Origin of the sequence: Muribaculum gordoncarteri (assembly GCF_004803695.1) — a bacterium.
Lineage (GTDB): Bacteria > Bacteroidota > Bacteroidia > Bacteroidales > Muribaculaceae > Muribaculum > Muribaculum gordoncarteri.
The window spans coordinates 1138263-1159118 of record NZ_CP039393.1 but is presented as its reverse complement, the minus strand read 5'-3'; the positions used below and the strand labels follow the sequence as shown (position 1 = coordinate 1159118).

Annotated in this window: 21 protein-coding genes; 12 read left to right on the top strand and 9 right to left on the bottom strand. The window is 47.0% G+C overall.

Going from position 1 to position 20856, the window contains the following annotated elements:
* Window positions 1-203: 203 nt before the first annotated feature.
* Window positions 204-1709 carry a TlpA disulfide reductase family protein gene (locus E7746_RS05050; RefSeq protein ID WP_168184301.1) on the top strand — a complete coding sequence of 502 codons (1506 nt, stop codon included), beginning with the start codon at window positions 204-206 and terminating at the stop codon, window positions 1707-1709.
* Here E7746_RS05050 and E7746_RS05045 read toward each other — a convergent pair.
* Both E7746_RS05045 and E7746_RS05040 read right to left on the bottom strand, forming a co-directional pair.
* Complete coding sequence (locus E7746_RS05045) at window positions 1693-2436, bottom strand: nucleotidyltransferase family protein (protein WP_136410050.1); 744 nt, start codon at window positions 2434-2436, stop codon at window positions 1693-1695. The two genes, E7746_RS05050 and E7746_RS05045, sit on opposite strands and share 17 nt — an antisense overlap.
* Window positions 2433-3869: a RapZ C-terminal domain-containing protein gene (locus tag E7746_RS05040; protein ID WP_136410049.1), complete on the bottom strand. Its 1437-nt coding sequence runs from the start codon at window positions 3867-3869 to the stop codon at window positions 2433-2435. Before E7746_RS05040 ends, E7746_RS05045 begins: the two co-directional genes overlap by 4 nt.
* Before the next feature lie 129 nt (window positions 3870-3998).
* Between E7746_RS05040 and E7746_RS05035 the strand changes: the two genes are divergently transcribed.
* Complete coding sequence (locus tag E7746_RS05035; RefSeq protein WP_136410048.1) at window positions 3999-4703, top strand: hemerythrin domain-containing protein; 705 nt, start codon at window positions 3999-4001, stop codon at window positions 4701-4703.
* Window positions 4690-5283: a helix-turn-helix transcriptional regulator gene (locus E7746_RS05030; RefSeq protein WP_136410047.1), complete on the top strand. Its 594-nt coding sequence runs from the start codon at window positions 4690-4692 to the stop codon at window positions 5281-5283. The genes E7746_RS05035 and E7746_RS05030 overlap by 14 nt, the downstream gene beginning before the upstream one ends.
* Window positions 5284-5402: 119 nt before the next feature.
* Here the strand turns inward: E7746_RS05030 and E7746_RS05025 are convergent, their stop codons facing one another.
* Window positions 5403-5861 (bottom strand): hypothetical protein, encoded by a 459-nt coding sequence (locus tag E7746_RS05025; RefSeq protein WP_135946188.1) that lies wholly within the window; start codon window positions 5859-5861, stop codon window positions 5403-5405.
* A gap of 172 nt (window positions 5862-6033) precedes the next feature.
* Complete coding sequence (gene clpB, locus E7746_RS05020; protein ID WP_135946187.1) at window positions 6034-8622, bottom strand: ATP-dependent chaperone ClpB; 2589 nt, start codon at window positions 8620-8622, stop codon at window positions 6034-6036.
* Between the two features lie 175 nt (window positions 8623-8797).
* Here clpB and E7746_RS05015 point away from each other — a divergent pair, with 175 nt between their 5' ends.
* The 7 genes from E7746_RS05015 to kdsA are packed head-to-tail and all read left to right on the top strand — an operon-like array spanning window position 8798 to window position 14859.
* Complete coding sequence (locus E7746_RS05015) at window positions 8798-9706, top strand: DUF5106 domain-containing protein (RefSeq protein ID WP_135946186.1); 909 nt, start codon at window positions 8798-8800, stop codon at window positions 9704-9706.
* Window positions 9706-10215 carry a DoxX family protein gene (locus E7746_RS05010; protein WP_135946185.1) on the top strand — a complete coding sequence of 170 codons (510 nt, stop codon included), beginning with the start codon at window positions 9706-9708 and terminating at the stop codon, window positions 10213-10215. The genes E7746_RS05015 and E7746_RS05010 overlap by 1 nt, the downstream gene beginning before the upstream one ends.
* Before the next feature lie 33 nt (window positions 10216-10248).
* On the top strand, window positions 10249-11328 hold the full coding sequence (mnmA, locus tag E7746_RS05005; RefSeq protein WP_135946184.1) for a tRNA 2-thiouridine(34) synthase MnmA: 1080 nt from the start codon (window positions 10249-10251) through the stop codon (window positions 11326-11328).
* 4 nt (window positions 11329-11332) lie between these two features.
* Entirely contained in the window at window positions 11333-11947 is a 615-nt protein-coding gene (locus tag E7746_RS05000; RefSeq protein WP_135946183.1) for a bifunctional nuclease family protein, read from the top strand.
* A 39-nt stretch (window positions 11948-11986) separates the two neighbouring features.
* Window positions 11987-13315: an MFS transporter gene (locus E7746_RS04995; protein WP_135946182.1), complete on the top strand. Its 1329-nt coding sequence runs from the start codon at window positions 11987-11989 to the stop codon at window positions 13313-13315.
* A gap of 4 nt (window positions 13316-13319) precedes the next feature.
* The gene (locus tag E7746_RS04990) at window positions 13320-14033 is read left to right on the top strand and encodes a 16S rRNA (uracil(1498)-N(3))-methyltransferase (RefSeq protein WP_135946181.1); all 714 of its coding nucleotides are present in this window, start codon (window positions 13320-13322) and stop codon (window positions 14031-14033) included.
* Between the two features lie 16 nt (window positions 14034-14049).
* A complete protein-coding gene (gene kdsA, locus E7746_RS04985) occupies window positions 14050-14859 on the top strand; it encodes a 3-deoxy-8-phosphooctulonate synthase (protein ID WP_135946180.1) in 810 nt (269 codons plus the stop codon).
* Window positions 14860-14935: 76 nt separating this feature from the next.
* Here the strand turns inward: kdsA and E7746_RS04980 are convergent, their stop codons facing one another.
* Both E7746_RS04980 and E7746_RS04975 read right to left on the bottom strand, forming a co-directional pair.
* On the bottom strand, window positions 14936-15550 hold the full coding sequence (locus E7746_RS04980; protein ID WP_135946179.1) for a DKNYY domain-containing protein: 615 nt from the start codon (window positions 15548-15550) through the stop codon (window positions 14936-14938).
* A gap of 117 nt (window positions 15551-15667) precedes the next feature.
* Complete coding sequence (locus tag E7746_RS04975) at window positions 15668-16111, bottom strand: PH domain-containing protein (RefSeq protein WP_136410046.1); 444 nt, start codon at window positions 16109-16111, stop codon at window positions 15668-15670.
* Between the two features lie 220 nt (window positions 16112-16331).
* Between E7746_RS04975 and E7746_RS04970 the strand changes: the two genes are divergently transcribed.
* Together E7746_RS04970 and E7746_RS04965 are read left to right on the top strand one after the other, a co-directional pair.
* Window positions 16332-17819: a potassium/proton antiporter gene (locus tag E7746_RS04970; RefSeq protein WP_135946177.1), complete on the top strand. Its 1488-nt coding sequence runs from the start codon at window positions 16332-16334 to the stop codon at window positions 17817-17819.
* 72 nt (window positions 17820-17891) lie between these two features.
* On the top strand, window positions 17892-18464 hold the full coding sequence (locus tag E7746_RS04965) for a flavin reductase family protein (protein WP_135946176.1): 573 nt from the start codon (window positions 17892-17894) through the stop codon (window positions 18462-18464).
* 79 nt (window positions 18465-18543) lie between these two features.
* Here the strand turns inward: E7746_RS04965 and E7746_RS04960 are convergent, their stop codons facing one another.
* The 3 genes from E7746_RS04960 to E7746_RS04950 are packed head-to-tail and all read right to left on the bottom strand — an operon-like array spanning window position 18544 to window position 20691.
* On the bottom strand, window positions 18544-19431 hold the full coding sequence (locus E7746_RS04960) for a carbon-nitrogen hydrolase (RefSeq protein WP_136410045.1): 888 nt from the start codon (window positions 19429-19431) through the stop codon (window positions 18544-18546).
* Complete coding sequence (locus tag E7746_RS04955; RefSeq protein WP_238337336.1) at window positions 19428-20468, bottom strand: agmatine deiminase family protein; 1041 nt, start codon at window positions 20466-20468, stop codon at window positions 19428-19430. The genes E7746_RS04960 and E7746_RS04955 overlap by 4 nt, the downstream gene beginning before the upstream one ends.
* Window positions 20458-20691 (bottom strand): hypothetical protein, encoded by a 234-nt coding sequence (locus E7746_RS04950; protein WP_123396582.1) that lies wholly within the window; start codon window positions 20689-20691, stop codon window positions 20458-20460. Before E7746_RS04950 ends, E7746_RS04955 begins: the two co-directional genes overlap by 11 nt.
* Window positions 20692-20856: the final 165 nt, after the last annotated feature.

Here is a 20856-nt window from a genome sequence, read left to right as displayed (position 1 = left end):
TTAAATGTTGTTAAAAATCCCTCGCATGTAAAAATCTCTGTAACATTATGCCTGAGTATGCGTCTACAATAATATAATCCCAATCATTAATATCATCACAAATGAAAACATTATTGATTTCACTGGCCTTGGCGTCATTAACAGCAAATGCATCTGCTGAAACGAAATTGATTGATCAGCCGCGATATTCCGAAAAGAATACAATGTCATTCAATATAAATTCGATATTATTGAGCGACACGGCTACTATAATAAACGGAAGCTTCTATAGCCGACCCAATTACTGGGTGGCGCTTGATAAAGGCACTAAGATAATCGGACAACAATCGGGTCGGGAATATCCGGTATTGGCGTCCTATGGATATACACTCGGCGAAGAATGTTATATGCCTGAATCCGGTTCCGTTCCATTGGTCTTGAAATTTGCACCTCTTGAAGCCAATGATTCAATAATAAATTTTGCCGAGGGCAGTGAAAACGGATTCAAAATATCGGGAATTCAATTGGGCCAAAATCCGATCAAGAGCAAAATACACTGCCACATATCCGGCACAACCGACGACGCCAACTGCTCAAACTTCATATTGAAGAAAGAAGGAGAAATGCCGATATCAATGTTTGTAGTAATTCCCGTCAACAACGGCAAATTCCACTATGACCTGTATTGCGATTGGCCTGAAACATATAATCTTATCGATGGTAATGAATACCGTCAATCCGCTTTTCACAGCCTCGATTTCATTGCCGAGAACAACGATATCGACATAGCTGTCACCCATGATGGCGAACAGCCTAAAATAGATATAAAGGGAGGCGAAATGAACGAAATCCTGAATGATTATAATAATAAGCGCCACACTCTTTTCGCCAATGCCTTTGACTCTACAAACGCTCTGATGGATTCATTATTCAATGAGAATAAATTGTTCACCGACGAATACATGGAGCTTATGAATCAACTGTCGCGGGATGACACAACGCCTGAGATGCGTAATGCGTTATATCATAAACGTGATTCATTGGAAAACATCAAGAAACAGTACACCCCCGAAGGCAATGCAATCAATGACCAAGCATTTGCCATCAGTGACAATATTCGCAAATGGAAGATCGACTATGCCAAAACACATAAGTCGATTCCCGGACTAAGCATATTGAAGAGCCTCGCGATATATAGCGGAAACAAAATTGACGATATAGTCGAGGCCTACAATGAGTGCTATGCCGGATGGGAACCCGAACATCCCTATTCATTGGAACTGGCTACAATCGCATCGGCCGGAAGCATTAACCCCGGAACGCATTTCATCGACTTCTCGGCACCCGACCTTAACGGAAAAGAGATGACACTCTCCTCGCTTGCCAAAGGCAAAGTCACATTGCTTGACCTTTGGGCTTCATGGTGCGGTCCTTGTCGCGTAAACTCAAAGCAAATAATTCCACTATATGAAGCTTATAAGGACAAAGGTTTCACTGTTGTGGGAGTAGCCCGCGAGGAGAATAACACCGAGGATATGGAAAAGGCTATCGCGAAGGACGGTTACCCGTGGATCAATCTCGTCGAGCTCAACGACAAGAATCAGATATGGACAAAGTATCGCATCTCCAATGCGGCCGGAGGCACATATCTCATCGATGCCAACGGCATAATTGTTGCCGTGAACCCCACTCCCGATAAAGTGGCCAAATATCTTAAAGAGAATCTTTGACCCATTCGCAAGCCGCCTTTAATGTTCCAGGCTTGCCTATATCAAACCAATTATGGTCAATAGCAGGTTCATAACCTGCTATTTTTTTTGTGTCACAAGCTTCGATGTAGAAAGGCATTATTGAAAAAACATCGGCTTTGCGCCCGTATCGCTCCAAGTCGTCAAACAGCAACGGCGACACAATGTGTATCCCTCCGAATGCATAGGCCCTGTAATCGGCTATATCGATTCCGGCGGGCTTCACCTCGCCGGTTTTAACATTGGTCCATCCATGCATCCTCATAACATTGTCCATCAACAAATATCTTGATGTCGTGCGTTGTGCGACAAGGAGCGTTGCATCAGCATCCGATTCGCGATGACGCTGAATCATCTCTCCCAGGTCGACATCGGTCAATATGTCGGCGTTATGTACAAGAAAAGGTTCATCGCCGTCAAGCCACTCACGAGCTTTCAATATGCCGCCTCCGGTATCCAACAGCATGTCGCTTTCATCGCTTATGTGCAACTTGACACCAAAGTTATCGTTAACTGAAAGATACTCTTTTATCTGATCGGGAAAATGATGCACATTGACTACAATCTCATCAATTCCGTAACGCTTCAAATTCTCAATTACACGACGCAACATGGGCACTCCCCCAACCTCTACAAGAGCTTTGGGCTTATTATCGGTGATCGGACGCAGGCGTGTTCCAAGCCCCGCCGCAAATATCATAGCTTTCATCGATTAATCTGTTTCGGATTTATCACTTTATGCATATTCTGCTCTACATGGTCGACCACAACCCTGACATTATACTTCTCATGAAGATGACGGACCATGCGCTCGGCGCTGTAGACCGAACGGTGTTGGCCGCCGGTGCATCCGAAGCTCACCATCAGATGTTGAAAGCCACGTTTGATGTAACGCTCAACCGATGCATCGACAAGTGCAAAAGCATGCTCCAGGAAGCGGTGCATGTCGTCCTCCCGTTCAAGGAACTCAATCACCTCTCGGTCAAGACCTGTCAACGACTTGTAATCATCGTAACGGCCGGGGTTGTGGATGGCTCGGCAATCAAACACAAATCCGCCTCCATTACCCGAATTATCCTCAGGAATGCCATGCTTGCGAAATCCGAAGCTCGCCACCTTCACTGTCAATCCATCGCAAGCCTCATCTGACGCTTCCTCCTTTACCAGCTCGTTAAGCACGCTGTTAAGATAAGCATATTCATCAAGCGGCTCGGTCAACAGCTCACGCAAGTTTTCAAGAGCCTTGGGAATGCTCTGCAGGAAATGAGGCTTGCGCTCTATACGCCCACGGAATCCGTAAGCGCCCAGCACCTGAAGAATCCTCAGCAACCTCACGTAACGCAACTCTTCATCAAAACGACGCCTGTCAATCGCGATGTAACGCGACGCCGATTCAATATAGACATCAAGCAGTCGCTCGCGAAGCCAATCGGGGAAATTGGCCTTGGCCTGCCAAAGGAACGACACTATGTCGTAATGATACGGCCCCCGTCGGCCTCCCTGAAAGTCAATAAACCATGGTTGACCGTCAAGAGTCATCACGTTGCGCGACTGAAAGTCACGATACATGAACGTGCCGGTATCAAGTGAAACTATATAGGATGCCAATCGGTCGAAATCGTCCTCAAGCTTGTCCTCGTCAAACTCTACTCCCGAGGTTTTTAGAAAATAGTACTTCAAATAATTCAAGTCCCACATTACAGCCCGCTTGTTCATTGAGTCTACAGGATAGCATCGGCTGAAGTCGAGTCCCTCGGCACCCTTCCACTGAAAATCGGGAAGAACCCTTACGGTTCTCTCAAGAAGCGACACAATCCCGTCATTCCACTCTCCGTTTAACCGTCCCGGGGCGATGAAATCAAACAACGAGGATGAGCCCAGGTCATCCTGAATGTAGATCATCATGTCGTCGCTGTGACCATATACACGCGGCACCGGCAATCCTTTTTCCGAAAAGTGTTTGCTCAGATATATGAACGCCTCATTCTCATCCCTCGAAGTTCCGGCCACTCCTATAAGCGACGGATCAGGGCCAAGACGATAGTAACGCCTATTGGATCCGGCACCGGGAAGCAGCACTACCGAGTCGGGACGATGCCCCGAATAACTGCAATAAAGTTCACTTAACTTATCTTCGACCATGACTGTTAAATATAAATTGCTAAAGCAAAGATAATTCATTTTTACGACATTCCCGGCCTTCACCGTTATTTAGAATCTTTCTTAATAAAATTTGCTGCGGTCATGATTTATTGCTAACTTTGAGCCGTTATGAAACTCGTAAGACAATTTACAGGAAAAGACAGTGTTATAGACCTTGTCAAGGAAGATTACAACATCCTGCCCATCCTAAGCCGATTCGGAATTCCGCTCGGGTTCCAAAGCAAGCACATTGACGAAGTGTGCCGTGAAAACGACATCGACACCGATGTCTTTCTATTCATAATCAACTTCATAATGACCGGCAAAATTGACTCGGAGCGACTTGAAAAGGTGTCGCCCACTGCAATTGTCGATTTTCTGCACAACAGTCACGACTATTTCCTCGGCTACAAGTTCCCGCACATCAGGCAGAATCTGCTCAACGCTCTCGACGAGTGTCATAATGACATAAACCCTGCCATTATTTCATTCTTTGACAGTTATATCGAAGAGGTGAAGAAGCACTTCAAATATGAAGAAACCAAGGTTTTCCCCCACATAAAGGCTCTAATGGCAGGGGAAAAATCAAACTACAGCATACACACATTTCAACGTAACCACGACGAAGTGGGTGAAAAGCTAAGCGAGCTGAAAAACATCATACTCCGCTTCTACACCACTTCGATGCCTAACCGAATGTATGATGTGCTTGTCGACATATACAACGCCGAGGAGGATTTGGACACTCACAAGGACATTGAGAACCACATACTCATACCGTTGGTGACAATGATTGAACTGCAACAACAGCACAACCGCGATGAAGCACGTTGACATAGCCATAGCATCATCATCGGTCATAGTCACGACCGGACTTGCCGCAATTCTCGCCAAGCTGCGTGACATACATGTAACCGCAAAGGAGATCGATCCGGAAAGGATTGATGAGCAGCTCGGTAAACTGATGCCTTTGATTCTGATAGTCGATCCGCTGACGATAGACGCACAAAAAGTCAAGGAGCTTAAATCGACATCACCATCGAGAATGTTCATCATAGCCGTCTACACCACGGCCCTCCCCATAGGCACAGCCCGAGTCTACGACAAGACCATATCGATTTACGACTCAATCGACACGATAACGGCCACCCTGTCGCAACTTCTTGAGGATGAAAGCGATGAAGGACAAAAGGTTCTCAGCCAACGTGAAAAGGATGTCGTGACTGGCATCGTCAAAGGGTTGTCAAACAAGGAGATTGCCACCGAGATGAATGTATCGGTAAATACAGTCATGACCCACCGCCGCAATATTGCTTCAAAATTGCAGATTCACTCTCCGGCGGGCCTTACCATCTACGCAATAGTAAGCAAACTTGTGAAGCTCGACGAAATAAAGTCGCAACTTCCCATATAACACAAAGGGCCGGGAAACTCGACGAAATAAAGTCGCAACTCCCCATATAACACAAAGGGCCGGCAATCATTATGCCGACCCTCTGTGACATTATAGTCTAATTAAGTAGCAATCAGTTCTTATTGAGCCTTTACCTCAGGAGTTTCGGGTGCTGGTGCATCAGGCGAAGGAATCTCATCGGCCGACTCAACAATCTTAACTTTATAAGTCAATACAGCTACAGCTGCGCTGTAGTCAACGGCAAATACCGGGCACTCAATCTGAAGAAGGTGATTACCGACAGGTGCATTACCGGTTTCGATAGACATCGTATAAGGTACGGTGTTAGTAGTGGCTACAGGATAGTAGTCCCAGTAGTATGTGGCTCCGCCAAGCGCTATGCCTTTAGTGGCTGATGTTGACGAAACAGTGATCTTGTCGATTGTTAGTGTTTCTCCCTGCACAATATACAAAACCCCGTCAGACTTGGTTGCCCCTGAAATTTCCACATTCATCTGAATGTCGGGAAGCTTGTTGTCGTCGTCACAAGATATCAGCAACAACGGCAAAGCGAACAACAAATAAAACAATTTTTTCATAATAGTTAGCATTAAATAGTGAATTTCATATACTTAGAACAATCCAGATATAATTATGTTTAAACAATCAATCCTTATTTCAAAACATTAAAAGATTAGCCTGTAAACATAAAATGCCGGCGCAATCTTTTCAAGACCGTGCCGGCATTTTCATATCACTGATTTATTTTAATCAATTGCGGAACACGAGATCGTCATCCTTGTAATCGATAATTATAGGATGCTCGCGGTCGACCTTCTGAGCAAGTATGTCCTTTGAAAGACGGTTGAGCACCATGCGCTGAAGCACTCGCTTCACAGGACGGGCACCGAATTCAGGATTATATCCCTCCTTGGCAAGGAACGACAATGCTTCGGGAGTCACTTCAAGCTGAACGCCATTCTTGGCAAGCATCTTTCTGATGCCACTCACCTGAATACCGACAATCTCCTCAATCTCACGCTCGTTAAGAGGCGTGAACATGATTATCTCATCGATACGGTTAAGGAATTCAGGACGAATTGTCTGCTTAAGCATGTCGAGAACCTCAACCTTGGTCTTCTCAATAACCTCCTGCCTGTTGTCATCGTTGATATCGGCAAAGTTCTCACGAATAACCTGCGAACCCATATTGGAGGTCATGATGATTATCGTATTCTTGAAATTGACAAGACGACCCTTGTTATCGGTCAATCGACCGTCGTCAAGAACCTGCAACAGGATGTTGAACACATCGGGATGAGCCTTCTCTATCTCGTCAAACAGCACGACTGAGTATGGTTTGCGACGCACTGCCTCAGTGAGTTGTCCGCCTTCATCATATCCAACGTATCCCGGAGGCGCTCCAACGAGTCGCGACACAGTGTGCTTCTCCTGATACTCACTCATGTCGATACGGGTCATCATGTTCTCGTCATCAAACAGATATTCGGCAAGTGCCTTTGCAAGCTCCGTCTTTCCCACACCGGTGGTACCAAGGAATATGAATGATCCGATAGGACGACGGGGGTCGTTAAGTCCGGCACGACTGCGACGCACGGCATCGGCAATGGCGGCAATGGCCTCTTCCTGTCCTACGACACGCTTGTGCAGTTCCTCTTCAAGATGCAGCAATTTCTCCTTCTCACTCTGCACCATCTTGCTTACAGGAATTCCGGTCCAGCGCGAAACGACATCGGCAATATCGTCGGAGTCAACCTCCTCCTTAATCAACGACTTTTCGCCCGACATCTCATTCAACTCAAGCTGAATGCGCTCGTTTTCCTTCTCCTTCTCCTGAATCTTGGAGTAACGGATTTCGGCAACCTTTGCATAATCGCCCTCACGTTCAGCCTTGTCGGCCTCAAACTTGAGTTGCTCCATGTCGATTTTATTCTGCTGGATGCGATTTATGAGCTCCTTCTGCGACTGCCATTTAGCCTTGAAATCCTTCTCGACATCACGCAGGTCGGCAAGCTCCTTCTCGATATCCTTTATCTTTACTTTATCGCCTTCACGCTTAATTGCCTCACGCTCAATCTCAAGCTGGGCAATCTTACGCGTAATCTCGTCAAGAGCCTGAGGCACCGAGTCGCGTTCAAGTCGCAACTTCGACGCAGCCTCGTCGATAAGGTCGATAGCCTTGTCGGGGAGGAAACGGTCGGTTATGTAACGCTCCGAAAGCTGAACGGCGGCTATAATCGCCTCATCGCGGATGCGCACCTGATGGTGATTTTCATAACGCTCCTTCAATCCACGAAGAATCGATATAGCACTCATCTCATCGGGCTCGTTGACCATTACTTTTTGGAATCGGCGTTCAAGAGCCTTGTCCTTTTCAAAATATTTCTGATACTCGTCAAGCGTAGTGGCACCGATGCTTCGCAATTCACCACGTGCAAGTGCAGGTTTTAATATGTTAGCGGCATCCATCGCGCCTTCACCCTTTCCGGCACCAACCAATGTGTGAATCTCATCGATAAACAGAATGATGTCGCCATCGCTCTGAGTCACTTCATTGACTATAGCCTTCAATCGTTCCTCAAACTCACCCTTATACTTGGCACCTGCAACAAGCGCACCCATGTCAAGCGAGAAAATCTGCTTGTTTTTCAGATTCTCGGGGACATCGCCACGCACTATACGGTGGGCAAGACCTTCGGCAATAGCGGTTTTACCGGTACCGGGTTCACCGATAAGCATCGGGTTGTTCTTGGTGCGTCGGCTAAGAATCTGCAGCACGCGGCGTATTTCATCGTCACGGCCAATAACCGGGTCAAGCTTTCCCGAGCGAGCACGTTCATTAAGGTTAACGGCATATTTGCTGAGAGCGTTATAAGTGTCCTCGGCGCTTTGATCGTTAGCCTTCTTGCCCTTGCGCAACTCCTCGATGGCGGCGGCAAGCTCATGCTCGGTAAGGCCCGCATCCTTAAGAATCTGCGATGCCTGACTCTTGATCGAGAATATTGCAAGCAATATCGCCTCAAGCGTCACGTATTGGTCGCCCTGTTTCTTGGCAATGTCAAGAGCTTTCTGCAGCACATCGTTGGATGTACGGCTGAGGTAAGGCTCGCCGCCCGAAACTTTCGGCTCGGAAGCGATGCCACGGTCGACCTGCGACATCACAACTCCCATGTTGGCGCCTACCTTCTGAAAGATGAACTGCATCAACGAATCGCCTTCAGTCATAAGCCCTTTAAGCAAATGCACCGGTTCTATGGCCTGATTGCCTGAACCTTTGGCTATCTCAACAGCCTTCTGAATGGCTTCTTGCGACTTAATAGTAAAGTTGTTGAAATTCATAATATGTTAGTGTTAATATTTTAATACCAATAAATAAACAATATATGCAACCATAAAGTTAGGTTAAAAACCATATATTTTAACATCACAAAAAAATTTTAAGCTACTCTTAATTTTGTACTCACGAGAGCTTTCATTATCTTTGTTAATCAAAAATTATGCCAACAGCCATAAAATGAAAAAAATCATACTTTCGTTAATCACGGCAATGACCATGTCACTTGCCATGAATGCACAACAGATTGAAACGCCATTTGCCTATCCTCAGGCGCCTGACACATTGTCAACCCTCGAGGACCGCACAAGTTACGTTATAATGAAGTTTTGGGACAACTGCGACTTCAAGAAGGTGATGCCTGACACGGCAAAATTCAACAGGGCGTTCCGCGACTACATCTCATTTGTACCCTATGCCTACACCGACAGCATCCGCAAATCGGCCAACGCACTGCTCAACCGATTCAAGGACAACCCCAAGGCAATACTTCAGATAGCCGAGCAGGCCGACCGCAATCTCTTCGGTCCCGAAGCCCCGTTCTGGAGCGACGAAGTGTTCATCATGTTTGCACGTTCGGTACTTGCCAATAAAAAGATAAGCAATGCCGATAAGGCTCCTTATATGGAAAAAGTGAAGATGCTCAACTCTTCGCAGGTAGGCGCAAATGTAAATCAGCTGTCCTATACCACCCGACACGGAGCCACTCACGACCTTTACAACCAAAACGGTGAATTCATCGCTATGATATTTGTCGATGAAAGTTGCGCCGACTGCTCCATAATCATGTTGCGACTTGAAACCGATGTCGCCGTCACCAATCTCGTAAAGAGCGGAAAGCTGAAAATAGTAGTGATAAATGTAGGCGAAGCCACTCCCAAATGGAAGGAAGAGGTTGCCGACTACCCCTATGAGTGGGAAGTGGGAAGTGCTCCCGATGCGGCAAAATATATCGACCTTCGCAATATGCCCAACATATATCTACTCGACAACGAACACAAGGTTGTTCTACGCAATATGTCGGTAGACCAATTGTTGAGAATATGTGAGAACTTGAACCTGCAACAAAACACTACAACTAAAGAGTAATGCGAAAACTGACCCACCATATCGAAAGCCTGTTCATACGTTGCACAGGATACACCTACAGCAATCTGGCCCGACTGTTTATGAGGCTGTTTGTAGGAATAATGTTCTTGCAGTTTGGCATACGCCATCTCATGACATTCTCAACGTTGCGCTATACGTTTCCCTCGGTTCTGGGCTGGAGCAGCGAAACCTCGCTCATCGTCATGATAACGATTGAGCTTGTGTGTTCGCTCTTCATCATGGTGGGTTTCCTAACCCGTCTTGCGGTGATACCGCCTGTCATATCAATGATAATCGCGGAATATTACCTGCTTCACGACCTGTTGTCGGATGTATTCACCTATTCAATATCGAGTACACAACCGGGCTACCTGCCAATAATGTTCATAGGCATATTTCTCTTCCTCCTGTTGGCCGGGCCCGGCAAGATATCGCTCGACTACTTCATTTCCATCTTCCTTATTTCACAACATGGCAAGGACGAATCTGAAGAGTTGGACGAAGTATAGCAATTAACCCCATTACCATTTTTAATACTGTTAATGAACATAGCCGTTTTAATCTCAGGAGGAGTTGACAGCGCGGTAGTCGTACACAAGCTGAAAGAAGAGGGTCATGACCTGCATCTTTTTTACATCCGCATCGGCCTTGACACCGACGAAGGTGACTGTTCGGCCGAAGAGGACATTGAAATGTGTACTCTGATCGCCCGCAAATACGGATGCCCGTTTGATGTAGTGTCACTGCATCAGGAATATTGGGACAATGTCATGGAATACGCATTGAACACCGTGCGACAGGGATTGACTCCCAACCCCGACATCATGTGTAACAAGATGATAAAATTCGGCTATTTTGAACAGCGTTGGGGACATGAATTCGACAAGACGGCCACAGGACACTATGCATCGACCGATATCATCGGCAACACCACCTATCTTGCAACGGCAGTCGATCCCGTAAAGGACCAGACCGACTTCCTCGCCCGCATAAGCTACGAGCAGCTGTGTCATCTGATGTTCCCGTTGGGCAACATGCCCAAGGCAGCTGTCAGGGAAACAGCCATTGCCGCCCGAATGCCGAATGCATTCCGCAAGGACAGCCAGGGAATATGTTTCCTCGGCAAGATAAACTACAACGATTTTATAAAACGCCACCTCGGAATAAAGAAGGGGGCAATCATCGAACTTGAAACCGGACGAAAAATAGGCGAACACAACGGATTCTGGTTTCACACAATAGGCCAACGCAAAGGACTCGGACTTAGCGGCGGCCCATGGTATGTTGTCAAGAAGAACGTTCATGACAATGTAATCTATGTAAGCAACGGCTACGACACCGAGAAGCAATATGGCAACACCTTGCATCTCGACGAAATGCACTTCATCTCAGGTAATCCTTGGGGCGAAGAGTGCAACAAGACACCTATAACGTTCAAGAACCGTCACGCTCCCGAGTTCCAGCCCGGCACATTGACACGGTTGAACGACAGGGAATATGTAATCGAATCGCAGAACCGTGTTCAGGGAATAGCCCCGGGACAGTTTGCCGTAATATACGATGCAAAAGGCCACCTCTGCTACGGCAGTGGAATAATAACCGGACAAAACGTAATATTGTGAAATAATGGACAACGACAACCGCATACAACTGAAAGTACTGGGAATATCTTACAGTCAGATACAGACAGGAGCCTATGCGCTCATACTCGCCCAAATCGACGGTCCGTATCGAATACCGGTAGTGATAGGTGCGACTGAAGCCCAATCCATTGCAATCAGAATGGAGAACATCATACCTCCACGCCCCATGACCCACGACCTTTTCGTGAGTTTCGCCCATGCATTCGGGGTCAAGCTCAAGGAGGTGTTCATATACAAATTTGAAGACGGCATATTCTCTTCGGAGCTGACATTCTCCGACGGAGAAAGGCAGATAGTACTCGATTCACGCACATCCGACGCAATCGGAATAGCGATGCGTTCCAAAGCACCCATATACACGACACGTGAGATTATCGATGAAACGGGATTCATTATGGAGGAGCATGACATCACCGACGATGAAGCATCGGCCGAAGCACGGCAGAATAGCGGAGCGCAGACCAATGATGAGCCCAAAATCGAAAACTACTCAATAGAAGAGCTTGAACGCACCCTCGACCGACTTATAAGAGAGGAAAATTACGAGGAGGCGGCAAAAGTGAGCGAAATATTGAAACGCAAGCGAGGCAACGATTGATATCTATCATAAAACCACATAACCATAAAAACATCTATTATGAACTCGACTAAGATAAGGCTGTCAATATTAAGCTTCCTGCAATTTGCAGTATGGGGAAGCTATCTCGTGTGCCTCGGACAATACCTCGGACCGGCAGGACTTGGAAGCGACATCGCATGGTTCTATTCTGTGGTGGGATTCGTGTCGATATTCATGCCGGCTGTCATTGGCGTGATTGCCGACCGTTGGATTCCGGGACAAAAGCTGCTCGGTATATGCCACTTTCTCGCCGCCGTATTCATGATTCTCGCATGGAATTACGGTCAGAGCCACCCCACCCTTGAATTTACACCTTTCTTCACCTTATACACATTGAGCGTGGCGTTCTATATGCCCACCATCGCACTTTCCAACAGTGTGTCGTTTTCGATACTCAAGAGCAAAGGCGGTGACACGGTTAAGGATTTCCCGCCCATAAGGGTTCTCGGCACAGTGGGATTCATCGTTGCGATGTGGTTTGTAAATTGCGCCTACTATCACGACGGACATTTCGGATTCACTATTTCCGACGAGAATCCGTTTGCCGATTTCCGATTTCAATACACCGATATGCAATTGCTCGTGAGCGGAATCACGGGACTGTTGCTTGCAGCCTACAGCTTCTTCCTGCCCAACGTTCCTGTGGGTGGAAAGAATGACAAGAACAAGGGCATCATGTCGATACTTGGTCTTGACGCTTTCAAGCTTTTCAAGGACCAGCGCATGTTCGTTTTCTTCTTCTTCTCCATGCTCCTTGGTGTAGCACTTCAGATTACCAACGGATTTGCGACGACATTCATTACAAGCTTCAAGGGTATTGCCGAATATGCCAACACTTTCGGAGCCAACAATGCGACATTGCTAACATCGCTATCGCAGATTTCCGAGGCGTTGTGCATACTCATGATACCATTCTTCCTGAAGCGTTACGGCATCAAGAATGTCATGCTGATAGCCATGATTGCCTGGGTCCTGCGATTCGGCTTCTTCGGCATAGGCAATCCCGGATCAGGATTGTGGATGTTCATCCTGTCAATGATTGTCTACGGTGTGGCATTTGACTTCTTCAATGTGTCAGGCGCGCTCTTCGTCGAGCAGGAAACGCACGACAACATCAAGGCTTCGGCACAGGGCCTGTTCATGCTGATGACCAACGGCGTGGGAGCCTCGATAGGTACATTGATAGCAGGCGGCATCGTAAACCGCTACTGCTCATGGCAGGAAGTCGACGGACACAGCTACATGCTCGGCGACTGGAGTACGCCTTGGCTCATATTCGCAGGCTATTCGCTTGTCGTGGCTATTCTTTTCAAGATATTGTTCAAATACAAGCACGTAAGAGAGTGATACAATGATTCAATTCTATGCTCCCGACATAAACGAAACCCTTACCTTGCCCGAGAGCGAGGCACAGCACTGCATCAAAGTGTTGCGCACACGCATAGGCGACACTATTGAGGTGATTGACGGAAAGGGAATGCGTTACACTTGCCGCCTTCTTGACGACAAGCCCCGTCACGCATCGGTCGAGATTATCGAGCGCTTCCCGGTGCTTCCGGTGTGGCGATGTCACATAACAGTAGCCATCGCCCCCACTAAAAACATCGACCGCATGGAATGGGTAGTCGAAAAACTCACTGAAATAGGCGTAAACCGAATAATCCCCGTCAAATGTCGTCATTCCGAACGCAAGGAGATCAAAATCGAACGACTTGAACGCATCGCCGTTTCAGCAATGAAACAGTCGTTGAAAGCCACCTTGCCTGAAATATGGCCTATGACTCCCATCGACAAAGTAATTTCAGAACTGAACGCGACACAACGCTTTGTAGCCTATTGCGATCCCACAATACCCCGCCTGTCACTTGCCAAGGAATACAATCCCCAAAGCGAGAGCGTGGTCATACTCATTGGCCCCGAGGGCGATTTCGCTCCCGAAGAGATAAAGGCGGCCATCGATGCCGGATACTGTCCGGTAACACTCGGCGACAATCGACTGCGCACCGAAACCGCAGCCCTTGTAGCCTGCGACACATTCCACATAATAAGTCAATTAACTCAATAAAACACCTGAACACGAAATGCTTAATTATTTAAAGTCATCATCGACAGGCAATTTCTTTCTTCTTGCCGGCCCTTGTGTAATCGAAGGCGAGGAGATGGCTCTCGACATAGCTGAAAACATTGCCAATATCACAGCCCGTCTTAACATACCCTACGTATTCAAGGGCTCATATCGCAAAGCCAATCGCTCACGCATCGACTCATTCACCGGAATAGGCGATGAAAAAGCGTTGAAAATATTGCGCAAAGTGCGTGAAACATTTAATATCCCGGTAGTAACCGACATACACACATCGGAAGAAGCGGCGATCGCTGCCGAATATGTCGACATACTCCAGATTCCGGCTTTCCTGTGCCGACAGACCGAACTGCTTGTAGCAGCGGCAAAGACCGGCAAAATGGTAAACATAAAGAAAGGTCAGTTCCTTTCGCCCGAAGCAATGGAGTTTGCAGTGCGCAAGGTAATCGATGCGGGCAACAATCAGGTTGCAATAACCGAACGCGGCACCACATTCGGCTATCAGGACCTTATTGTCGACTACCGAGGCATACCCACAATGCAGAAGAGCGGCGTACCCGTGATTCTTGATGCAACCCACTCGCTGCAACAGCCCAATCAGGCGGCAGGAGTAACGGGCGGTCGTCCCGACCTCATAGAAACAGTGGCACGTGCGGGAATAGCTGTAGGTGTCGACGGACTTTTCATCGAAACCCACCGAGAACCGTCAAAGGCCAAAAGCGACGGAGCCAATATGCTGCCTCTCGACCAACTCGCCACACTGCTTGAGCATCTGACAGCAATCAGGATGACAATAAACCAATTTTAATATCGTACAAATAATAAGGCCATCTGTCAAATGACAAATGGCCTTATTAATTTAATATATGATAAATACTAACGGATTAACGACGCGATACTTTGCGACCGAGATAATAAGTGTTTCTGCCGTCCTCAGCGTATCCGTCACGCAAAATTCGGAATCTCTCAGGTGACGCACCCTTTATTTTATCGCCATTGTAATATACATTCCATGCGTCACATGCGTAACCGTCACGCAACACCTTGAAACTTCCCGGCGATGCACCCTTTATCTTCATTCCCTTGAAATATACATCCCAAGCATCACGTGCATAACGGCCGTTAAGCACTTTGAAGCTTCCGGAGTTGGCTCCCTTTATTTTGCTCCCGTGATAATATACATCCCAGGAATCTTTAGCGTAACCGTTGTCCAAAACTTTAAAAGAGTTGCTGTTGGCACCCTTTATCGCCTTCCCCATGTAATAGACTTTCCAATCGTCACGTGCATAACCGTCACGCAACACTTTGAAATATGCCGGAGAAGCGCCCTTTATGACCTTTCCGTCAAATAAGACCGCGTTATGTCCTATTACATATTGCAATCGGGGCCGTCCTTGAGCATATTCATACCGATCACGGTGTCCGCGACGATGCTGCGCTTCTACAGGAATCGTAGTCCAAAGCAGTCCAAGAATGATAATGAATACTATTTTCTTCATATAAGTAACGGTTTATACTTATATGACACAATTAACTCAAAAAAGTAAATTCAACGAATCAAAATAATTGTCCCTGTTTTTGGCAATATAGGCTAAATAATTGTCGGAAAATTCATATTATCGACCGTTTTCAACTACTATTTCAGGATTTATGGAAAGAAGCTGCTCAATAAACTCCTGCTGACGCACCGGCGAAATTAAAAGCGGCATAAAACTTTTCAGAATCTTCCTGTCGGTGAAAGTTATAGCCAATCGTTGAGAGAGCGATGTTGCCGGAGCGGAAAGCACACTCTTTGTAGGCTTGATATCTTTTATCTTGTCAATGGGATATGCGGTAGGAATAAAGAATGTGTACACTACAAGTTTATCGCCGTCGATTCGATAATATATTCCGATGAAAGTAACCAATATAAACGCCAACATAAACAAGCAGATTATGATAGGCCAGATGCCGTCGCCCGAAAAGCAAGGTATTACACAACACACCATTACTAAGGATATTATCGACCATGTAGAGCTGTCCCACAACGAATTGTATCTTGTGCCGTTATATTTTTCCATATTTACTTCGCCTTTGACATGATGCAAAAATAAAAAATTTTCGTAATAACATCCACATCCGGCCTAAACAATTTGATGTCACACCACCCGATCCTCATGCAGTCCAAAATGTTAAGAAAACAATAAATTTATTCCATTCACGGCATTAACCGCCTTTCGATTTATCACAAATTCTGAATTTTAATTGTAACTTTGGATTTAATAATATTGTTATCATTGCATGAATTACATAACATCGGAAAACATATTGCTTATCGGCTCGACTCTTTTAGTAGCCGGAGTGCTTATCGGCAAATCAAGCTATCGCATAGGACTGCCGTTGCTGTTAATCTTCCTGATTGTAGGCATGGGATTCGGCACCGACGGACTTGGCATACAGTTCAGCGACATGCACACCGCACAGTTCATAGGCATGATCGCTTTGTGTATAATCCTTTTCTCGGGAGGAATGGATACAAAACTATCGTCGATACGCCCTGTCATAGTACCGGGATTGATACTCTCGACTGTCGGCGTACTGCTAACGGCTTTGCTCACCGGTGTTTTCGTGTGGTGGCTGTCAGGGATGTCATGGACCAACATCCACTTCGCTTTTCTGCCGTCGCTGCTGCTTGCGGCCACAATGTCATCAACCGACTCTGCTTCAGTTTTCGGCATTCTCGGCAGTCAGAAGGTCAATCTTAGAGAGAATCTGCGCCCCATGCTTGAGCTTGAAAGCGGTTCCAATGACCCGATGGCCTACATGCTCACAATAATATTGATTGAAACGATAACCCTTGGCGGAAATCTTTCGGTTACACAGATTATAGTGCAACTTGCACTGCAATTCGGCATTGGTGGCGCAATGGGACTGATGATGGGACGATTCACAAAATGGCTCATCAAAACCTATCGCCGCATAGGCAACGACTCGTCAATCAAGGAGGATGCCGATCAAGCCGCTTCCATGACCTCCATATTGCTGCTCGCATCGGTATTTTTCACCTTTGCAGCTACTACCGCGCTCACCGGCAACGGATACCTTGCCGTATATATCTGTGGAATAGTTGTGGGTAACGCCACAATCCCCAACCATCGTGCCATAGGCAAATTCATGAACGGCATGACTTGGCTTGCTCAGATTGTGGTGTTCCTGATGCTTGGATTGCTTGTAAATCCCCACGAAATGCTCGAAGTGGCACCGGTGTCACTGCTTATAGGAATGTTCATGATCATAATCGGACGACCACTGAGTGTATTCCTTAGTCTTTCGCCGCTCAGCAAAATATCGATTAACGCAAAATGCTTCATATCGTGGGTGGGATTACGCGGAGCCGTTCCGATCATATTCGCCACCTATCCCGTAATCGCCAATATCGATGGAGCATCGCAGATATTCAACATCGTGTTCTTCGTGACATTGCTGTCGCTACTCCTGCAAGGCACATCGGTGATTACGTGCGCCCGTAAACTGAAGCTTACCACCAACGAAGGCGTCGAGGACAACGATTTCGGTGTCGAACTCGCCGACGAGCTTCCCACTTCGCTGGAAACGCTTACATTGACCGAAGAGCGATTGTCAGGCGGAAACACACTGCGTGACATGAACCTCGCACCGGGCTCGCTTGTCATGATGATTAAGCGCAACGACCGCTATATTGTGCCTAACGGTCAATTGCAACTGAAGCCCAATGATGTACTCCTTATAATAAAAGAGGACAAGATGTGACATTTCAGTGAACATTAACACGCAAAAACAGATTAATATAGGAAAACCATAACTCACAAACACATCATAATCATGAAAAAAAGCATTAACAACAAAGCCGTGATTGCACCCCTGCCGGTGCTTATCGTGTGTACCTATGACGAAAACGGAGTACCCGATGCCATGAATGCCGCATGGGGCGGACAATGCGGATATACCAATATAGCACTCAATCTGTCATCGACCCATAAGACAACACGCAACATACGCAGTCGTGGAGCATTCACTGTAAGCCTCGGCACAGTCGACACACTGAAACTGTCAGATTACTTCGGAATAGTTTCAGGCAATAAGAATCCCGACAAGGTTGCCGACGCAGGAGTGACCGTTGTCAAATCGGAAAATGTCGACGCACCCATCATCGAGGAGTATTCGTTGACAATGGAGTGCCGGGTGATTTCAATAAACGAGGAACTTGGAGAAACCCGTGTAGTGGGAGAAATTATAAACACAATAGTCGACGACTCAATAGTTGACGAAAAGGGAGCCGTGGACTACAACAAACTTCAGCCGATATCCTTTGATTCGGAAACCAATTCTTATCGCATAATCGGCGAAAAAGTAGGCAAAGCTTTCTACGACGGTAAGGATTATCCGAAAAAATAACCGCTCTTACACATAAAGATTAAAAAATGCCACTTCAGCGGTGATATCATTTAGCATCACCGCCGAAGTGGTATACGAATTAGTCAAGGAAACGGCTTGTCAAGCCCCCGTAGGCATCAATGCGCCTGTCACGGAGGAAGGGCCACCAACGGCGCACATTTTCCGAGCGGGAAAGGTCGATTTCGACCACAGCTTCGCATTCTTTATCGTCAGGAGCCTTGAACAGGAATTCACCCTGCGGCCCAGCAACAAACGAGCTACCCCAGAACTGAATTCCTCCCGTGACATTCGACGGGTCGTCCTCATGTCCCACTCTATTTACAGCTATAAGCGGAAGTCCGTTGGCTATTGCATGGCCGCGCTGCACGGTAATCCATGCCTCACGCTGACGCGATTTCTCATCGTCGGCGTCGCTGCTCTCCCATCCTATTGCGGTGGGATAGATGAGCATCTCGGCTCCACGCAACGCCATAAGGCGTGCAGCCTCGGGGTACCACTGGTCCCAGCATACAAGCACGCCAAGTCGTCCTACCGATGTGTCGATCGGTTCAAAACCGAGGTCACCGGGAGTGAAGTAAAATTTCTCATAGTAGGCAGGATCGTCGGGAATGTGCATCTTACGGTATTTTCCTGCAATCGAGCCGTCGGCCTCAAACACTACAGCCGTATTATGATACAGTCCCGGAGCCCTGCGTTCAAACAACGAAGTGACTATTACGACTCCGAGCTCACGGGCAAGTGCCGAGTAGAATTCGGTGGTCTTTGAAGGGAATCCCACGGCAAGCCCGCACAAGTCGGTCGATTCAGTCTGACAAAAATAGAGCGAATCATGCAACTCCTGATTCACTATGAGTCGGGCACCGTTTTCGGCAAGGCGCCTCATCTTCTCGGCAAGTCGATTGCGATTGTTGTCAATGTCGCCCGTATTGGCTTGCTGTATAATTCCTACTTTCAAAATATTGCTCATATAGGTAATATCGTTTCAGGCACCTGCATCGTCACACAATGCAGCGAGCCGTGTTGTTTTATCAATACACTGCAATCGATTTTCACCACCTGATGGTCGGGGAATGCAATCTTGATTATCTGTGCTGCAAGTTCATCCTTCTGCGGCTGTCGGTAGACAGGCATCAATATCGAATGATTCATAATCAAGAAATTGGCATAGGTAGCAGGCAATCTGTTTCCATCTTCGTCATACACGGCATCGGGCAGTGGCAGTTCTATCAGGTTGTAAGGCTGTCCCAAAGCGGTCACAAACGACTGAAGCTGAAGCTTCATCTTGTTCAGTTCATCATAGTGGCTGTCGGTGACATCGTCAGTGCCTACATACAGGATGGTATCATTTGGTGCCAAGCGGGCAAGTGTGTCGATGTGGCTGTCGGTATCATCGCCTTCAAGCGCACCGTAATCAAGCCACAGCACCCGGTCAAGACCGAATCGCGACTTAAGGTACTCCTCGATTTCATCACGCGACATCGCTCCATTGCGATTGGGCGAAAGCAGGCATTGCGATGTAGTCATCAAAGTTCCCTGCCCGTCACTCTCGATTGAGCCGCCTTCGAGCACAAATGACAGTTCATTGCTGTAACAACCTCTCAGCAAACCGGCATTGCACATAGCGCGGGTTATGAGGTTGTCCTTGTCGGCGGGAAACTTAAGTCCCCACCCGTTGAACTTGAAATCGCATATCACCGGATTACCGTCACGCTCTACGGTTATAGGGCCGAAATCACGGGCCCACGTGTCATTGGTCGGAACCGTGAGATAGAGTATGCGATTAGGCAGTTTCTCACAATCAAGCACCCGTCGCGGCTCCTCGACATCGGGAGCTACAACGATCAGCGTTTCCTCCCGGGCAATGGCCTTGGCTATCTCGACGAAACAGTCGATTGCGTCATCGAGCACCGGAGCCCAGTCGGTGTCCTTGTGGGGCCACGAAAGCATCACAGCTCCGTGAGGCTCCCACTCGGCAGGAAGCCTTGTCGCACGATCACTCATCATAATCGTTCAATGTATCGTAGATGGACTCCTGCGAATCCATGTACTCTTCACAAAAATCAAGGAATCCGTTCTTTTCACTACTTCCCACAGCATCGCACCATTCACGGTACTCGGTTCGCAGCTCCGAATCCTCGTTTATCATTTTTTTGAACTCCGCTTCGGCCATATCCACACTTCCGTATTGATGGAGTATATGAAGGAAGACATCAGTTATATCTCTCATAATTCAATATTTGAGTCTAAGAAGAAATGATACGTTCACTAAAAACAGATAGGCAAATTACTGTTTCAAATTTACAACACTAATAGTAATCATCCAAACAATTTCACATATTTAAACCTTTGTGCATTGTTTAATACACTTTTTGACATCAACATTTTGAAAAAT

What these genes read in the sequence shown, in the direction of transcription:
- E7746_RS05050 (WP_168184301.1), top strand. Translation starts at nt 204, where the DNA reads ATGTCATTCAATATAAATTCGATATTATTGAGCGACACGGCTACTATA.
- E7746_RS04980 (WP_135946179.1), bottom strand. Translation starts at nt 15,550, where the DNA reads ATGAAGAAAATAGTATTCATTATCATTCTTGGACTGCTTTGGACTACG.
- E7746_RS05025 (WP_135946188.1), bottom strand. Translation starts at nt 5,861, where the DNA reads ATGAAAAAATTGTTTTATTTGTTGTTCGCTTTGCCGTTGTTGCTGATA.
- E7746_RS05000 (WP_135946183.1), top strand. Translation starts at nt 11,333, where the DNA reads ATGGACAACGACAACCGCATACAACTGAAAGTACTGGGAATATCTTAC.
- E7746_RS05035 (WP_136410048.1), top strand. Translation starts at nt 3,999, where the DNA reads ATGAAACTCGTAAGACAATTTACAGGAAAAGACAGTGTTATAGACCTT.
- clpB (WP_135946187.1), bottom strand. Translation starts at nt 8,622, where the DNA reads ATGAATTTCAACAACTTTACTATTAAGTCGCAAGAAGCCATTCAGAAG.
- E7746_RS05040 (WP_136410049.1), bottom strand. Translation starts at nt 3,869, where the DNA reads ATGGTCGAAGATAAGTTAAGTGAACTTTATTGCAGTTATTCGGGGCAT.
- E7746_RS05015 (WP_135946186.1), top strand. Translation starts at nt 8,798, where the DNA reads ATGAAAAAAATCATACTTTCGTTAATCACGGCAATGACCATGTCACTT.
- E7746_RS04995 (WP_135946182.1), top strand. Translation starts at nt 11,987, where the DNA reads ATGAACTCGACTAAGATAAGGCTGTCAATATTAAGCTTCCTGCAATTT.
- kdsA (WP_135946180.1), top strand. Translation starts at nt 14,050, where the DNA reads ATGCTTAATTATTTAAAGTCATCATCGACAGGCAATTTCTTTCTTCTT.
- E7746_RS04965 (WP_135946176.1), top strand. Translation starts at nt 17,892, where the DNA reads ATGAAAAAAAGCATTAACAACAAAGCCGTGATTGCACCCCTGCCGGTG.
- mnmA (WP_135946184.1), top strand. Translation starts at nt 10,249, where the DNA reads ATGAACATAGCCGTTTTAATCTCAGGAGGAGTTGACAGCGCGGTAGTC.
- E7746_RS05045 (WP_136410050.1), bottom strand. Translation starts at nt 2,436, where the DNA reads ATGAAAGCTATGATATTTGCGGCGGGGCTTGGAACACGCCTGCGTCCG.
- E7746_RS04970 (WP_135946177.1), top strand. Translation starts at nt 16,332, where the DNA reads ATGAATTACATAACATCGGAAAACATATTGCTTATCGGCTCGACTCTT.
- E7746_RS04950 (WP_123396582.1), bottom strand. Translation starts at nt 20,691, where the DNA reads ATGAGAGATATAACTGATGTCTTCCTTCATATACTCCATCAATACGGA.
- E7746_RS05010 (WP_135946185.1), top strand. Translation starts at nt 9,706, where the DNA reads ATGCGAAAACTGACCCACCATATCGAAAGCCTGTTCATACGTTGCACA.
- E7746_RS04955 (WP_238337336.1), bottom strand. Translation starts at nt 20,468, where the DNA reads ATGATGAGTGATCGTGCGACAAGGCTTCCTGCCGAGTGGGAGCCTCAC.
- E7746_RS04960 (WP_136410045.1), bottom strand. Translation starts at nt 19,431, where the DNA reads ATGAGCAATATTTTGAAAGTAGGAATTATACAGCAAGCCAATACGGGC.
- E7746_RS04990 (WP_135946181.1), top strand. Translation starts at nt 13,320, where the DNA reads ATGATTCAATTCTATGCTCCCGACATAAACGAAACCCTTACCTTGCCC.
- E7746_RS04975 (WP_136410046.1), bottom strand. Translation starts at nt 16,111, where the DNA reads ATGGAAAAATATAACGGCACAAGATACAATTCGTTGTGGGACAGCTCT.
- E7746_RS05030 (WP_136410047.1), top strand. Translation starts at nt 4,690, where the DNA reads ATGAAGCACGTTGACATAGCCATAGCATCATCATCGGTCATAGTCACG.